The organism is Mesorhizobium sp. LEGMi-168a (assembly GCF_058312955.1).
Genome location: NZ_JBZEGV010000007.1, coordinates 262,203 through 278,151, shown reverse-complemented (window position 1 = coordinate 278,151; position 15,949 = coordinate 262,203). Strand labels below are relative to the sequence as shown.

Sequence of the window (15,949 nt, the reverse complement as noted above, 5' to 3'; positions counted from 1 at the left end):
CGTCGGGCGACTTCGCCAAGCCTCGAATCGGATGGCCATCCGGTTCGAGGCTCAGTCGCTTCCATCGCACAAAGTCTCCTCCGTGCAGATACAAGGGGCAGCGCCGACGCTTCATGGCTTGTCGTCCAGGAGGAGACAGCCTCGGCGACCGGATGGAGCCGCTTCAGATCACCGAATCGGTCCAGCGAACAATATCCTTCGCCGCCTGGCCGAAGGCGCTGTCCAGCGCGCCGACATAAGCGGCGTTGCCGCTGCCGGAGACCGGTGCGCTCGCCGTGAAGCTCTTGGAGGCACGCACCTCGCCATTGCGGTCGTTGAGGATGCGCACGAACAGATCGACGTCGGCATGCTCGCCGCCATTGACACGGACTTCGAAGGACCGGACCTCGACGATGATCTGGTAGTCGATCGCCAGCCCCTCGCCCGGCTTGCCGACGCCGGCGAAGCTGCCGGAACGCTGGAAGGTCTCGGCAAGCCTGGCCTGCACGATCAGCGGCAGTCGGTCCGCCCATTGCGCGCCCTTGAGGAACTGGATCGACTGGTCGGAGGGCCTGATCACGATGTTCTGGCTGTCCAGCGCCTTCAGCGCCGAAGGCTGTGCGATCAGGATCTGGCGGCGGCTGTGGCCGCGCATATCGACCGAAGGAGCCGAAAGCTCGAACGTATCGAGCGGCGCCGGTTTGCTTGCCAGTGCCGCGCAGCCGGCAAGCGCAAACACGAGCGCCGCGGCGGCAACCGGCTTCAACCACCCTCTACCCGACTTCACGCGCGATCCCCGTTGTCCCCGGACCTTACGATCAACTTATAGCTGCAAGCCATGTTCTTGACGTTCGCAGCAGCCGAAGTCAACGCCGCGCCCTGCCATCAAACTGCCGAACCTCTCCCTCGCCGCCCGTCAGGATGCGCTGCGGATTGCGGCTGAGATCGGTCACCGCTTCCTCGATGCGGTTGATCGAGCGCCGGCTGTCCTGCACCAGTGCTTCCACATTCTGCAGCCCCGGGCCCGAGAAGCGCGCCAGATTGTCGGTGATGGTGCCGAGACGCGCGTTCAGCGTATCGGCGACCTGCTTGAAGGATTTCAGCGTCGCCCTGGCGTCGGCCATCACGCCATTGGCCTCGCCGGAGCCGAGCAGATTGTCGACCTTTTCGAGGATGCCGTCGACGCGCACCGAAGCGTCGTTGAGCCGCTGCGCGAGCTGGCGGGCATTCTTGATGGTGTCATTGATGTCGTCGGCGCGGCTGGCGATCTTGTCGGTGACCTTGGCGATGTCGGCGGCCGCCTTGTTGGCGCTGTCGCTTGCCTTCTGGATGTTGGCCAGCGCCGTGCGCACGTCGGCCGGATCGATGCCATCGAGCACGTTGTCGACTTTGGCGAGCGTGCCTTGCGTCTGCTTGGCGAAGTCGTTGATCGAGCCGACCGCCATGTTGACGTTGTCGATGGTGGTGTCGAATTGCTTCGAGGTTTCCTTCAGGTTTGCGGTCACCGTGTCGACATTGGCGACGATGCTCTTGATCTGGTCCTTGTCGACCGAGTTGAGCAGGCCCTCGGCCGCCTTCAGCGTGCTGTCCAACCGGCCCGACACATTCTGCAATTGCTCCGAGAGCGAGCTCACCGCGGACAGGAATTTGTCGATGCCGTCCGAGTTCTTGGCCAGCGCGTCGGAGAAAGTCTCGACGTTCTTGACGGTCTGCGTCAGTGGTCCGCGAACATCCTTGGTGAAGCCCTCGAGTTCGGAGAGCACCTTGTCGGCTCGGGTGAAGATGTTCTGCGCCGTCTGCAACAAGTTGGTCACGGCCGACGGATTGGCGACGATTTCCGGAACCCGGCCTTCTTTCTCGGCCTGGTCGAGCAGCTTCACTTCCTTGGGATCGGCGCCCTTCAGCTCGATATTGGCCTGGCCGGTGAGGCCGGCAAGACCAATATCGGCCTGCGTCGACTTGGTGATCGGCGTCATGCGGTCGATCTCGGTGTCGGCGATGGCGACGGTCGGATTGTCGACGTCGATATAGACCCGTTTGACGTCACCTACCTTGACGCCGTTGAACAGCACGAAGCTGCCGCGGCCAAGGCCCGAAGCCGACCCCGGGATGCGCACGCGAAGCAGAGTCGTCTCGCCCCGTTCGCCGATCGCGGCGGTCCAGTAGACGAAGGCGAAGGCCGCGAGGATCGCGGCCAGCGTGAAGATGCCGACAATGACGTAGTTGGCTCTGGTTTCCATTGCCTCACTTATGGCTATGCGCGCGCCGCAAGATCAAGTTGCCGAGCGCGTTTTCCGCGGAAATAGGATTTTACCCACGGCTCCTCGCTCTTCAGCATGTCGTCGATCGTGCCTTCGACCAGCACCCTCTTCTTGCCGAGCACCGCAACGTGGTCGCAAGCGGTGAACAGCGTATCGAGGTCGTGCGTGACCATGTAGACCGTCAAATCCATGGTATCGCGCAGCTTGACGACCAGTTCGTCGAACTCGGCGGCGCTGATCGGATCGAGGCCCGAGGTCGGTTCGTCGAGAAAGACGATATCCGGATCGAGCGCCAGCGCGCGCGCCAGCGCCGCGCGCTTGATCATGCCGCCGGAAAGCTCAGACGGGAATTTCTGCGCCGCGTCGGGCGGCAGGCCGACCAGCTCGACCTTCAGCATGGCGAGCTCGTCCATCAGCGCCTTCGGCAGGTCGAGATATTCGCGCATCGGCACCTGCACGTTTTCCTGCACCGTCAGCGCCGAAAACAGCGCTCCGTGCTGGAAGAGAACGCCAAGCCGCATGTCGATGCGCAAGCGCTCGGCCTCGCTTGCCTTGTCGACGTCGACGTCGAACAGCCTGATGGTTCCCGATTGCTTCGGCATCAGCCCGAGGATGGTGCGCAAGAGCACAGACTTGCCGGCGCCGGACGCGCCGACGAAACCCAGGATCTCGCCGCGCTTGATGTCGAGCGAAAGCTTGTCGAGGATCAGCTTGTCCTCGATGGCAACGGTGACGTCCTTGACCGAAAGCACGATCTCGCTCTCGTTCGCGTCCTCAGTTGTCTTGCTGCCGTTGCCGTTCGCGATTGCCATCTCAGAACTCGATCGCTGCGTAGAACATGGCGAAAAGCCCGTCGAGGATGATGACGACGAAGATCGATTTCACCACCGAGGCGGTCACATGCCGGCCGAGCGATTCGGCGCTGCCGCCGACCTTCATGCCTTCGACGGAAGCGATGGTGCCGATGATCATGGCCATGAACGGCGCCTTGATCAGCCCGGCGAAGATGGTGCTGAGGTCGATGGCGACACGCAGCCGGTCGATGAAGGCTGCCGGTGGAATGTCGGAATAGAGCCAGGCGGCGATAATGCCGCCGCCAAGGGCGGCGAAATTGGCGATGATCGTCAAACATGGCAGTGCGATCACCAGGGCGACGAGCCGCGGAAACACCAGCACCCCGATCGGGTTCAACCCGATCACTTTCAGCGCGTCGACCTCCTCGCGCATCTTCATCGAGCCGATCTCGGCGGTGATGGCGCTGCCCGAGCGGCCGGCAAGCATGATCGCCGTCATCAGCACGCCGAGCTCGCGCAGGATCAGCACGCCGACGAGGTCGACAACGAAGATGTCGGCGCCGAAATAGCTGAGCTGGTAGGCGCCCTGCTGGGCGACGATCGCGCCGACGATCGCCGACATCAGCACCACCACGGGAATGGCGCCGACTCCCATGCGGTCGATCTGGTTGAAGATCGCGGCCGGATTGACGGCATGGCCGCGCCCGAGCTTCATCTGCGCGCCGCGAATGGTGGCGCCGAGGATGTTCATCGATGAGAGGAAATCGTCGCGCATCTCGTAGACGCGGCGGCCGACCAGCTCCAGCGCGCGCAGGATGATGTTGGGCGGCCCGGCCGGTCCCGATTCGGGCTCGCGCCGCACCGCGTCGCCGACCGCGCCGAGCAGGATCGAGGCGATCTCGCTCTGCCCCAGCACATGGACTTCGGCGCCTTTCTTCTCGAAGGCGCTGGCCAGCCGATCGATCAGCCAGGCGCCGGCGGTGTCCATCTTCTCGATGTTGGAAAGGTCGAGCATCAACTGCTTGGCGCCGCTGCGCTTCTCGATCTTGCGCATCTCGGCGTCGACCGATGCCACGGTCCGCGTCGTCCAGACACCGGAAAAAGCGCAGCCGAGCACGCCGCCTTCCTCGCCGACGGCGATGCGCGGCTGGTGGTTGTCCTTGGCGGCGGCGCTTGCGTCGCGTTTGCGGATGGTCAACATGGCGTCCTGTTTAGCGTGACGGGACTGGCGTGTCGATTTGCCGGCAGACCGGTGTCGCACAGCCGGAGAAGAAAAATATGGCGCGTGTCATTTCGGTCGAGGCCCAGCGATTCCCGATCGCCGGCACCTTCACCATCTCGCGCGGATCGAAAACCGAGGCCGAGGTCATCATCGTGACGATCGGCGACAACGGGCATGCCGGGCGCGGCGAATGCGTTCCCTACAAGCGCTATGGCGAGACGATGGAAAGCGTGCACGCTGCAATCGAGGCCATGCGCGAGCGGGTCGCAAGCGGCATCGACCGCACCGCTCTGCTAGCCGCGATGCCGGCAGGCGCGGCCCGCAATGCCATCGACTGCGCCCTGTGGGATCTCGAGGCCAAGCTGAGCGGCAGGCCGGTGGGGGACGCGATCGGCGCCGTTTCGCCGAGGGCGCTGGAAACCGCCTACACGCTTTCGCTCGCTGAGCCTGACATGATGGCCGCACAAGCCCGCGCCAACGCTGCGCGGCCGTTGCTCAAGGTCAAGATCGGCGGCGAGAACGACATGGCGAGGATTCGCGCCGTGACGGAAGCCGCCCCGCAAAGCCGGATCATCCTCGACGCCAACGAGGGTTGGACGGACGACAATATCGAAGCCAATCTCGCCTTTGCCGCACAGCATCGCATTGCGCTCATCGAGCAGCCGCTGCCCGCCGGCCGCGACGGCATCTTGCGCAAAATCGCGCATCCGGTGCCGATCTGCGCCGACGAAAGCGTGCATGAGGCGAAGAACCTCGAAGCGCTTGTCGGCCTCTACGACGCCGTCAACATCAAGCTCGACAAATCGGGCGGCCTGACCGAAGCGCTGACGCTGCGCGACCGTGCCCGCGAACTGGGTTTTGGCATCATGGTCGGCTGCATGGTCGGCACGTCGCTCGCCATGGCGCCGGCGGTGCTGCTGGCGCAAGGCGCCGATTTCGTCGATCTCGACGGCCCGCTGCTGCTTGCGCGCGACCGTGAACCCGGCCTGGTCTACCAGGGGTCGCTGGTGTCACCCCCTGACCAGGCGCTTTGGGGCTGAGCGGGCGGCGAGCCCGATCAACACCAGGCCGACAATCGCGATCGGGATCATGGCCAGGAACCCGTCAACGCCGAGACGGTCGTAGAGCGGGCCGGAGGCGAGCGTCACCGCGGCCATGAAGAAGCCGTTGAAGAAATAGGCAATGCCTTGCGCGGCGCCCGTGCGCTCTTCGGAAACCGTTTCGCCGATCATCTTCTGCAGGCCGATCAGCACCATCGCCACCGACACGGCATGCAGCGTCTGGACGCCGAAGAAGCCGGCGACGCCGAGCCCGAGCGGCCAGACCAGCGGGAAAGCGATCCAGCGCACGATCGAGCCGATGCCGGCGATCACCATCACCCTGACGACCGAGACGGAGGCGAAAATGCGGTTGAAGAACAGGAACATGCAGACCTCGGAGATCACGCCCCAAGCCCACAGCAGGCCAACGACGGAATCGCTGATGCCGATCGACTTCCAGTAGATCGACACGAAGCCGTAGAGGAAGGCGTGGCTGGCGGTGATGATGCCGACGCCGAGGGTGAAATAGAGGAAATAGGCGTTGAGAAGGCTCGGGGCCGAATGCTGGATATCGGTCGCCGACAGCGGCGACGCCTTGCGGGGCCGTCCCATGCGCGGCGCCCACAGCCCGGCGACGAGGGCGGCGGCAAGGGCCACGAAGATGATCACCGGAACGGCTTGAGGACCCGTGGCTGCCAGGATGAAGCCGCCCACGACATTGGCGCAGAAATAGGAGATCGAACCCCATTTGCGCATGGCTGTGTAGTTCGAGCCGAACCGGCGCACGCCTGACAACGCCAGCGAATCGGCCATCGGCGAATGCGGCGTCCAAGGGATCGAGAGCAACAACGAGACGGCCAGCACGCCTGCATAGGTAGCCGGCAGGAAATAGCCGGCCGAAAGGATCATCGATGCCGCGACAAGCGCGATATAGACGTTGGCGCGATCCTTCGCCCGGTCGGCAAGCGCGGTCAGCATCGGTGTCGTCACGACGCGCAGGAACATCGGCGCGGCCAGGATGACGGCGATCTGCTCGGCATGAAAACCTTTCGCCTCCAGCCAGAGTGGAAAATAGGGCAGATGCGTGCCCTGCGACACGAACAATGTCGCGAAGATCAGGCTCATGCGCAGTTCGAAATGGCTCGGCTTGACGAGTTGCTCAGGCGAAAGCGGCGGCAGCGACATGAATCGATCCAATTACGCTGCATCCCACGACCCGCAACGCGTTTCGATCCCTATCATGCGGCAAGGAGCGGCGGAACTGCCTGGACCAATCGATCAAGCTAAAGCTGTTGAAAGATAAAGGAACTCAAGCCCGAGGCGCTCCTGCGCCCCGGGCTTGCCGTGCTCCTCGCTCAGTTCTGGAAATAGACCGGCTGGTCGACGTCCTCGATCAGCCCGGGCTGCGTCGGCTCCCAACCCAATTCCTGTCGCGTCAGCGCGCTCGAAGCCTCGTTGTCGATCGCCGCGAAATGCGCGAACCAGCCGAAATGTTCGGCCGATTCTTCCCGGCTCTTGCTGACCACCGGCACGCCGAGCCTCTTGCCGATGACACCGGCGATCTCGCGGAACGGCACGCCCGCCTCGGCGACGGCGTGGTAGCGGGCGCCGCCCCGGCCCTTCTCCAGCACCAGCCTGTAGAGCCTGGCGGCATCGAGCCGGTGCACGGCCGGCCAGTGGTTGAGCCCTTCGCCGGTATAGACCGAGGCGCCCTTCTCGCGGGCAATGCCGATCAGAATCGGAACGAAGCCGTGATCTCCCGCGCCATGCACCGACGGCGGCAGGCGGATGATCGACACGCGGGCGCCCTTCTCGGCCGCTTCATAGGCCGCCTGCTCCGAGACGCGCGGGATCGACGGGTTGGATGCGGGCGGGACGTCCTCGGTCGCGACGCGGCCGGACTGCACCAGGCCGATGCCGGAGGTGACGATCAGCGGCCGGTCGGAGCCGGCGAGCTCCATCCCCATCGCCTCGATGGCGCGCCGGTCGGTCTCGCAGTTCTCCTTGAACCGCGAGAAGTCATGGTTGAAGCCGGTGTGGATGACGCCATCCGCCTGCGCCGCGCCGCGGCGGAGGCTGTCGAGATCCTCCAGATTTCCGCGCAGCACTTCGGCGCCCGCGGCGGCGAGAGCATTGGCGCCGGCATCCGAGCGGGCGAGGCCGAGCACCTGGTGGCCCGCTCCGAGCAGTTCCTGGACAGTGGCCGAGCCGACAAAGCCGGTGGCTCCGGTGACGAAGACACGCATTGCAGTTTTCCTTCGCTTGATTTGATCGGCGCCGCTGCCTTGGCGGCCCGTGACGCTCAAATAAGCGCTTGAGAAAAGACGATCTATGCGGCAAAGTCCTTATTATCTTCGCAATCGTCCAGGAACGCCTATGGACCCGCTATCCGACGTGCTGTCGTTGCTGAAACCGCAAAGCAATGTCTCGGCCGGCTTCGATGCCGGCGGCGACTGGGCTATCGAATTCCCGCGCAACATCGGCATCAAATGCTACGCGGTCGTCTCGGGCCGATGCTGGCTGGTCGTGGAAGGCGTTCCGGAGCCGGTGCATCTCACCACGGGCGACTGTTTTCTGCTGCCCGGCGGTCGGCCGTTCCGTCTGGCGAGCGGTCTCGAGGTGACGCCAGTCGGCGCGCACACCATCTTTCCCCCTGCCCGCGCCGGCGGTGTCGTCACCTATAATGGCGGCGGCGACGTCTTCCTGGTCGGCAGCCGGTTCGTGCTGAGCGGCCGTCACGCCGACATCCTGCTCAAGATGATGCCGCCGATCATCCATATCCGCCGGGAAGAGGACAAAGCTGCGCTCCGCTGGTCGGTGGAGCGGATGATGCAGGAGCTCAGCGAAGGCCAGCCCGGCGGCTTCCTGGTGGCGCAGCACCTTTCGCACATGATGCTGGTCCAGGCGCTGCGCCTGCATATGGCGGAAGGGCCGAATGGCGGCGTCGGCTGGCTCTTTGCGCTCGCCGACAAGCAGATGGGCGCCGCGATCGGCGCCATGCACGAGGACCCGGCGCATCGCTGGACCTTGCAGGAACTGGCGGAGCGCGCCGGCATGTCGCGATCGAATTTCGCGCTCAAATTCAAGGAGATGGTCGGAACGTCGGCGATGGAATATTTGACCCGATGGCGCATGCTGCTCGCCGGCGAAAGGCTCGCCAATTCCAGTGAGCACACCTCGGTCATTGCGCTCTCGCTCGGCTACGAATCCGAAAGCGCCTTCAGCACGGCCTTCAAACGCGTGATGGGCGCTTCACCGCGCCAGTATGGCCGCGACCGCAGCGCGGTTGCCGCTTGAGACTAAGAGGGCGGGAAGGCGCCTCAGGCGGCCTTGGCCGCCCTGCCCTTGAGATTGACGATATCGACCGGCACCATCGCGTCCTTGCCAGCCGAAACCTCGGGCAAGACGTGCGCCCAGGTCAGGATCTCCATGCGGCCGTCGAAATGCTCGACCACAGCCGTGCAGCTTTCCACCCAATCGCCGGTGTTGATGTACTGCACGTCTTCATAGTTCTCGATCGCGGCGTGATGGATGTGGCCGCAGACCACACCGTCGACATGCGAGCGCCGCGCTTCTTCGGAGAGCACCGTCTGGAACGAACCGATGAAGTTCACCGCCTTCTTGACCTTGACCTTCGCCCACGACGAGAACGACCAGTAAGGCAGCCCGAGCAGGTGGCGCAGCTTTGTCACGACGCGGTTGACCAGCATCGCCGCGTCATAGGCGTAGTCGCCGAGATAGGCGAGCCAGCGCTGATTGTGCACGACGGTGTCGAACTGGTCGCCATGGACGACGAGCAGGCGCCTGCCGTCGGCGGTCTCGTGGATGGCGCGGTCGGCAACGACGATGCCGCCGAAATGCACGCCCTGGAACTGGCGGGCGAACTCGTCATGGTTGCCAGCGATGTAGGTGATCGAGGCGCCCTTGCGCGCCTTGCGCAGCAATTTCTGCACCACGTCGTTGTGGCTCTGCGGCCAATGCCAGCTGCGCCGCAGGCGCCAGCCGTCGACGATGTCGCCGACAAGGTAGATGGTATCGGCGTCGTGATGGCGCAGGAAATCGATCAGGAAATCGGCCTTGGCCGCCTTCGAACCGAGATGCACGTCGGAAATGAACATCGTGCGAAAAGTACGGGGCTCTGGACCGGACATCGCGATTTCATCCTCTGCTTTCGCGTGCCTATGCCTCGATTCATGCAACAACCGTATGACGGTTGCGGTTGGTCCAGCCCAAGCGCTAGCTTGCCGCCCTCGAAAAAGGAGAAATCACCATGGATCTCGGCATTCGCGGCAAGAAAGCCATCGTCTGCGCTTCGAGCAAGGGACTGGGCCGCGGCTGCGCGATTGCGCTTGCCGAAGCCGGCGTCGACCTCGTCGTCAACGGCCGCAATGCCGAGTTGTTGGCCAAGACCGCGCAGGAAATCCGCGAAAAGTTCGGCGTCAAGGTGATCGAGATCGCCGGCGACGTGTCGAAGCCTGAGGTGCAGAAGGCAATGCTTGCCGCCTGCCCCGATCCCGACATCCTGGTCAACAACAATGGCGGCCCACCGCTTCGCGATTTCCGCGAGCTCGACCGCGCAAAAATCCTCGAAGGCGTGACGCAGAACATGGTGACGCCGATCGAGCTGATCCAGGCGGTGATCGACGGCATGGCCAAGCGCGGCTTCGGCCGCATCGTCAACATCACCTCGCTGTCGGTCTATGTGCCGATCCCCGGCCTCGACCTGTCGTCGGGGGCGCGTGCCGGCCTGACCTCGTTCCTCGCCGGCGTGGCGCGCACGGTGATCGACCGCAACGTCACCATCAACAGCCTCTTGCCGGGCAAGCTCGACACCGACAGGCTGCGCGGCCCGCATGAGGCCGGCACGCCGGAAGACCCGGCAGCCGCCGCCGCGCGCAAAACCCGCATCAGCGCCGACGTGCCGGCCAAGCGCCTCGGCACACCGGAGGAATTCGGCCAGGTCTGCGCCTTCCTGTGCTCGGTCCACGCCGGCTACCTCACGGGACAGAACATTCCGGTGGATGGCGGCCTGTACGTCAGTGCATTCTGACAAGGTCAAAACAATCCGCCGTAAGCTCCTGAGCCAACAGACTGAAATGGATTGATTATTTTGGCTTCGGCATTGTGAACGTCGGAGCCGAGATTTGGCGTCGCGAAGAATCGTCGTCGCATGCTAAAAGGCTCGAAAGCAGGAAGCGCAGGGAGGGGCCGGATGGACGGCGAGAGCAAGAAAACGGCCCGGTCGGACCTCGACGAGGCCGCGCTCTTCTTCCACAAGCATCCCACCCCGGGAAAGCTCGAGATCCAGGCGACCAAGCCGCTCGGCAACCAGCGCGACTTGGCGCTCGCCTATTCGCCGGGCGTCGCAGCACCTTGCCTCGAAATCCGCGACGATCCGGCGACCGCCGCCGACTACACGGCGCGCGCCAATCTCGTCGGCGTCGTCTCCAATGGCTCGGCGGTGCTCGGCCTCGGTAATATCGGTCCGCTCGCCTCCAAGCCGGTGATGGAAGGCAAGGCGGTGCTGTTCAAGAAGTTCGCCGGCATCGACGTGTTCGACATCGAGATCGATGCGCCTGAGATCGAGCGCATGGTCGAGACGGTGGCCGCGCTCGAGCCGACCTTCGGCGGCATCAACCTCGAGGACATCAAGGCGCCCGAATGCTTCGAGGTCGAGGAGCGCCTGAAGGCTCGCATGAGCATTCCGGTGTTCCATGACGACCAGCACGGCACGGCGATCATCGTCGCCGCGGCGGTGCTCAACGGCCTGGAATTCGCCGGTAAGACGATCTCCGACATCAAGATCGTCACTTCCGGCGCCGGTGCTGCGGCGCTCGCCTGCCTCAATTTGCTCGTCTCGCTCGGCGCCAAGGTGGAAAACATCTGGGTCACCGACCGCTTCGGCGTCGCCCATAAAGGCCGCGTCGAGGAGATGGACCGCTGGAAAGACCCTTACGTGAAGGACACGGAAGCGCGCACGCTGGCCGATGTCATCCCCGGCGCCGATGTCTTCCTCGGCCTCTCCGCCGCCGGCGTGCTGAAGCCCGAACTCCTGCAGCACATGGCGCCAAAACCGCTGATCCTGGCGCTCGCCAACCCGACGCCCGAGATCATGCCGGAAGTGGCAAGAGCGGCCCGGCCGGACGCCATGATCTGCACCGGGCGTTCCGATTTTCCAAACCAAGTCAACAACGTGCTCTGCTTTCCTTACATCTTCCGCGGCGCGCTGGACTGCGGCGCCAGCGCCATTAACGAGGAGATGAAGATGGCTGCGGTCAGGGCGATCGCGGCCCTTGCCCGCGAGGAACCGTCGGATGTCGCCGCTCGCGCGTATTCGGGCGAGACGCCGGTGTTCGGCCCGGATTTCCTGATCCCTTCGCCCTTCGACCCGCGCCTTATCCTGCGCATCGCGCCGGCGGTGGCGAAGGCCGCCTGCGACACCGGTGTCGCGACACGGCCGATCGCCGATTTCGCCGCCTATATCGACAAGCTCAACCGCTTCGTCTTCCGCTCCGGCCTGGTGATGAAGCCGGTGTTCTCGTCGGCCAAGACCTCGAGCGCCAAGCGCGTCATCTATGCCGACGGCGAGGACGAGCGCGTGCTGCGCGCCGCCCAGGTGGTGCTGGAGGAAGGCATCGCAGAGCCGATCCTGATCGGCCGCCCGCATGTCGTGGAGGTCCGGCTGAAGCGCTACGGCCTGCGCATCCGGCCGGGCGTCGATTTCGGCCTGATCAACCCGGAAGACGATCCGCGCTACCGTCACTATGTCGACCTGCTGATCGAGCTTGCCGGCCGCCGCGGTATAACGACGGAAGCCGCCCGCACCATGGTGCGCACCAACAATACGGTGATCGCGGCGCTGGCGCTGAAGCGCGGCGATGCGGATGCAATGATTTGCGGGCTCGAAGGCCGCTTCGAGCGGCATCTGCGCAATGTCACGCTGATCATCGGGCCGCGCGCCGGCGTCAAGGACCGCGACCTGTCAACGCTCTCCATGCTGATTTCGCAGCGCGGCATCATTTTCCTTACCGACACCTATGTCTCCATCGACCCGACGGCCGAGGAGATCGCCGAGATGACCGTCCTGGCAGCCGAGGAGATCAGGCGTTTCGGCTTGGAACCCAAGGCCGCCCTGCTATCGTTCTCGGATTTCGGTTCGCGCGACGCGCCGAGCGCATTCAAGATGCGGCAGGCCGCGGCGATCCTGGCGCGCATCGCGCCCGACCTGCAATGCGACGGCGAGATGCATGCCGATACAGCGCTGTCGGAACATCTGCGCCAGCGTGTCTATCCGCATTCGCGGCTGAAGGGCGAAGCCAATCTGCTGGTATTTCCGAACCTCGATTCAGCCAATATCACGCTGACGGCACTGGGCGCCATGATGGATGCGCTGCATGTCGGACCGATCCTGCTCGGCACCGACAAGCCCGCGCATATCCTGACGCCTTCGGTAACGTCGCGTGGCGTCGTCAACATGACGGCACTGGCTGTGGTCGAAGCTGCGCACAAGGCACAGGCGATCGCCCATTTGGACTAAGCAGATTGGGTCTGGTTGCAAGCTAGGGAACAGTTAACCACGAACGCGGTAGCCTTCCGGCCACGGGCAATCTGGGTTTCAGGCGGATGAAAGGGTTGAAGCTGACGCATCTCGCGGCGCTGCTAGCGGCGCTGGCGGGGTCGGCTGTCGCCGTGACCGAACCGGAAGCAGCCTCCCGCACGTGCCGCCAGCTCGAAGCCGAGCTCGACGCGGCCCGCGGCGGTGGCGGCGGGCCAGGCCTGATCCGCAAATATGACGACGCGATCGCACGCCAGCGCGAGCAGCTGGCGAAGGCGCGCAACCGCGCCAGCGATGCCAATTGCGGCTTCACGCTGTTTTCGCGCAATGTCAGCCAATGCGCCTCGATCAATGCCTCGATAGAGCGCATGAACGCCAATCTCGACACTTTGCAGGCCAAGCGCGAGCGGCTGGCCGGCGGAGGCACGCGGCGGGACCGCAGCCGTATCCTCGCGGCGCTCGACGCCAATGGCTGCCGCGACGACGAGATCGCGCCCCGGCGCGCTCCCGTTCAGGAGGCCGCCCGCGACAACGGCAACGGCAATCTGTTCGAGCAGCTTTTCGGCCGCGATCAGGAAACCGAGCCTCTCGACGTGCCCGATGCATCGGAGGTGCCATCCGATGATCCCAGCGTGCGCAACATCCGCCGCGTGATCAACCAGCCGGACGGCATGGACCTGCCGAGGATGAACGGCGAGTTCCACACGGTGTGCGTGCGCACCTGCGACGGCTATTTCTTCCCGATGTCGAACGCCGCCTCCTACGGCGATTTCGAACGCGACCAGAAGAATTGCGAATCGAGCTGCCCCGGCACCGAGATGCAGGTCTTCTACACGCGCGGCATGGACGACGATGCGGGCTCGATGACCTCGTCGGTGACCGGCCGCCCCTACAGCGAGTTACCGAACGCCTATCTTTACAAGCAGCCCAATTACTCGCGGCCGCCCGCCTGCGGCTGCAACGCTGAGGCTGAGAACTTCTCGATCATCGCCGGCAATCCGCCCAATCCGGAACAGTCGCAGCCGGACAGCGAGGTGACCCCGTTCGTCCCGGTGCCGGCCTCAAAGCCAGATCCGGGCGCCGATCCCGAGACGCCCGCCAATGCCGAGGGCGGGCTCGATCGCGAGGAGATCAAGCGCCTGACCACCAAGACGCCGGTGTCGCCTGTATCGGCACTGCCGCCGGAGCAGCGCAAGGTCAGGGTCGTCGGGCCAGCGTTCCTTCCCGACCCATCAGCGGCAATAGATCTGCAAGCTCCGGCCCGGAAGAGCGCCCAGTAAGCGCGAGCCGCAGCGGCATGAACAGCGGCTTGCCCTTGCGCCCCGTCGCTTCCCTGATCTTGCCGGTCCAGTCCTTCCAGACGGTGCCGTTCCATGGCTCCTCGGGCAACAGATCGAACGCCTGGTGGAGGAAGTCGCGGTCCTCGCCGGAGAATTCCGCCGCCTCCTGCGGGCCATCGCTCAGGATTCGCCACCAGGCGACCGCATCCGACAAACGGTCCAGATTGCCGCGCACCGCCAGCCAGAACGACTCGGCCTTGTCGCCGGAAATGCCGAGCACGATCAGCCGGTCGCGCGCCTCCTCGAACGACATGTGATGCATGAGGGCCCGGTTGAGTACGAAGAGCTCGTCGGGGTCGAACTTGGCGGCGGACTTGGACGTCGCCGCCGGGTCGAAATGGCCGGCGAGTTCATTGAGATCGTGCGCCGCCGTAACATTTTCCGACGTGCCGACGAGCACGGCGAGCGACGCGACCGCCATCGGCTCGATGCCGTCCTCGCGCAGGCTTTCGATCGACAGCGCGCCGGTGCGCTTCGACAGCCCCTCGCCCGACACCGTGGTCAAAAGGTTGTGGTGGCCGAAAACAGGCGGTTCCGCTCCCAGCACCTGGAACAGCGCGATCTGCACGCCAGTGTTGGTGACGTGGTCGTCGCCGCGGATCACGTGGGTGACGCCCATCTCGATGTCGTCGACCACGGACGGCAGCGTATAGAGATAGGTGCCGTCCTCGCGCACCAGCACCGGGTCCGACAGCGAGGCGAGATCGACGGTCTCCTCGCCGCGCACCAGGTCATTCCAGTGCACCTCGGTCCGCTCCGGCTGCAGCGGGTCGCTGGTGAAGTTCGGCAACAGGAAGCGCCAATGCGGCCGGCGCCCGTCCGATTCGTACTCGGCCACCTGCTCCGGGGTCAGCGTCAGCGCCTCGCGGCCATAGACCGGCGGCTGGCCGCGCGTGCGGCGCACCTTGCGGCGCAGGTCGAGTTCCTCCGGCGTTTCGTAGCAGGCATAAAGCACCCGCGCCGCCTTCAGCCGCTCCACCGCCGCATCGTAGATATCGACGCGCCGCGACTGGTATTCGGTGACATCCGGGAAAATACCCAGCCAATGCAGATCATAGAGGATGGAATCGGCGAATTCCTGCTTCGATCGGGCAATGTCGGTGTCGTCGAAGCGCTGGATGAAGCGGCCCTTGTTGTTCATGGCGAACAGCCAGTTGAACAGGGCGGTGCGCGCATTGCCGATATGGATGCGGCCGGTCGGCGATGGGGCGAAACGAACGGTAACTGTCATGAGCGGGGCGTAACGAATGCTTTTAGGCTTGACAAGACACGCCCCCGCGCAACGGCAAGAGATAGTGCAAGCCAGCTAAAATGAAAAGCCGCTCGTCAGGCTCGGCCTGGAGCTCTCCCGCGAACCGTGCGCAATGCCCCCCAATCCAGACTTTCCGAGCGCCTTTCTGTCCCCGTTATCCACATATGTGACACACAACATATTGGGGGTCACAAAACCTACAAAAACGAATCCTTGACGGTTCAAAACGAGTCGCTTTTTATAGGCCATGCGCTCCTGTTGCGGGCGTGACCGGAAAGTTCAGCGGCCGGTCTTTTTTCCCGGATTTTGTGCGTTTTGCCCGCATTTCCGCCTATTCACGAGGCCGGCGGGAGCGTTGGGATGTTGGGGCTTGGGTGGGTGAAAAGGGAGAATTGTCGGCCTGGAAAAAATGATCTGTTAACACTATATTTAGTGTTTGCAGGCAGGCTCGACCCTAGATAGTGTGAACCTCCCTCGAATGAGGGAATCGACCAAAGTTTCTGTTT

General features: G+C 64.2%; 13 protein-coding genes. 5 read left to right on the top strand and 8 right to left on the bottom strand.

The features are described 5' to 3' along the window. Window positions 1-163: 163 nt before the first annotated feature. From AC4FWB_RS13155 to AC4FWB_RS13140, 4 genes are all read right to left on the bottom strand, one after another. Window positions 164-766, bottom strand: coding sequence for an ABC-type transport auxiliary lipoprotein family protein (locus AC4FWB_RS13155; protein WP_491026487.1), 603 nt, complete (start codon window positions 764-766; stop codon window positions 164-166). A 79-nt stretch (window positions 767-845) separates the two neighbouring features. Beyond that, a complete protein-coding gene (locus AC4FWB_RS13150) occupies window positions 846-2,219 on the bottom strand; it encodes an MlaD family protein (RefSeq protein WP_491026486.1) in 1,374 nt (457 codons plus the stop codon). 14 nt (window positions 2,220-2,233) lie between these two features. Continuing rightward, a complete protein-coding gene (locus AC4FWB_RS13145; RefSeq protein ID WP_491026485.1) occupies window positions 2,234-3,052 on the bottom strand; it encodes an ABC transporter ATP-binding protein in 819 nt (272 codons plus the stop codon). Between the two features lies 1 nt (window position 3,053). Continuing rightward, on the bottom strand, window positions 3,054-4,235 hold the full coding sequence (locus AC4FWB_RS13140; protein WP_491026484.1) for an ABC transporter permease: 1,182 nt from the start codon (window positions 4,233-4,235) through the stop codon (window positions 3,054-3,056). A 77-nt stretch (window positions 4,236-4,312) separates the two neighbouring features. Here AC4FWB_RS13140 and dgcA point away from each other — a divergent pair, with 77 nt between their 5' ends. Continuing rightward, a complete protein-coding gene (gene dgcA, locus AC4FWB_RS13135; protein ID WP_491026483.1) occupies window positions 4,313-5,296 on the top strand; it encodes an N-acetyl-D-Glu racemase DgcA in 984 nt (327 codons plus the stop codon). Here dgcA and AC4FWB_RS13130 read toward each other — a convergent pair. Further along, window positions 5,267-6,481 (bottom strand): MFS transporter, encoded by a 1,215-nt coding sequence (locus tag AC4FWB_RS13130; protein WP_491026482.1) that lies wholly within the window; start codon window positions 6,479-6,481, stop codon window positions 5,267-5,269. The genes dgcA and AC4FWB_RS13130 overlap by 30 nt on opposite strands. A gap of 170 nt (window positions 6,482-6,651) precedes the next feature. After that, the gene (locus tag AC4FWB_RS13125; RefSeq protein WP_491026481.1) at window positions 6,652-7,542 is read right to left on the bottom strand and encodes an SDR family oxidoreductase; all 891 of its coding nucleotides are present in this window, start codon (window positions 7,540-7,542) and stop codon (window positions 6,652-6,654) included. 130 nt (window positions 7,543-7,672) lie between these two features. On the opposite strand from AC4FWB_RS13125, the gene AC4FWB_RS13120 reads away from it, so the two are divergent. After that, window positions 7,673-8,593, top strand: coding sequence for an AraC family transcriptional regulator (locus AC4FWB_RS13120; protein WP_491026480.1), 921 nt, complete (start codon window positions 7,673-7,675; stop codon window positions 8,591-8,593). A gap of 23 nt (window positions 8,594-8,616) precedes the next feature. Here the strand turns inward: AC4FWB_RS13120 and AC4FWB_RS13115 are convergent, their stop codons facing one another. Beyond that, window positions 8,617-9,447 carry a UDP-2,3-diacylglucosamine diphosphatase gene (locus AC4FWB_RS13115; RefSeq protein WP_491026479.1) on the bottom strand — a complete coding sequence of 277 codons (831 nt, stop codon included), beginning with the start codon at window positions 9,445-9,447 and terminating at the stop codon, window positions 8,617-8,619. Window positions 9,448-9,566: 119 nt separating this feature from the next. On the opposite strand from AC4FWB_RS13115, the gene AC4FWB_RS13110 reads away from it, so the two are divergent. The 3 genes from AC4FWB_RS13110 to AC4FWB_RS13100 all read left to right on the top strand — a co-directional run bounded on the left by AC4FWB_RS13110 (window position 9,567) and on the right by AC4FWB_RS13100 (window position 14,131). Then, window positions 9,567-10,346 (top strand): SDR family oxidoreductase, encoded by a 780-nt coding sequence (locus tag AC4FWB_RS13110; RefSeq protein WP_491026478.1) that lies wholly within the window; start codon window positions 9,567-9,569, stop codon window positions 10,344-10,346. Between the two features lie 162 nt (window positions 10,347-10,508). Then, window positions 10,509-12,833, top strand: a complete 2,325-nt coding sequence (locus AC4FWB_RS13105) for an NADP-dependent malic enzyme (protein WP_491026477.1) — start codon at window positions 10,509-10,511, stop codon at window positions 12,831-12,833. An 86-nt stretch (window positions 12,834-12,919) separates the two neighbouring features. Next, window positions 12,920-14,131: a DUF2865 domain-containing protein gene (locus AC4FWB_RS13100; protein ID WP_491026476.1), complete on the top strand. Its 1,212-nt coding sequence runs from the start codon at window positions 12,920-12,922 to the stop codon at window positions 14,129-14,131. Here the strand turns inward: AC4FWB_RS13100 and gltX are convergent. Beyond that, a complete protein-coding gene (gene gltX / locus AC4FWB_RS13095; RefSeq protein WP_491026475.1) occupies window positions 14,049-15,422 on the bottom strand; it encodes a glutamate--tRNA ligase in 1,374 nt (457 codons plus the stop codon). The two genes, AC4FWB_RS13100 and gltX, sit on opposite strands and share 83 nt — an antisense overlap. Between the last annotated feature and the right edge of the window lie 527 nt (window positions 15,423-15,949).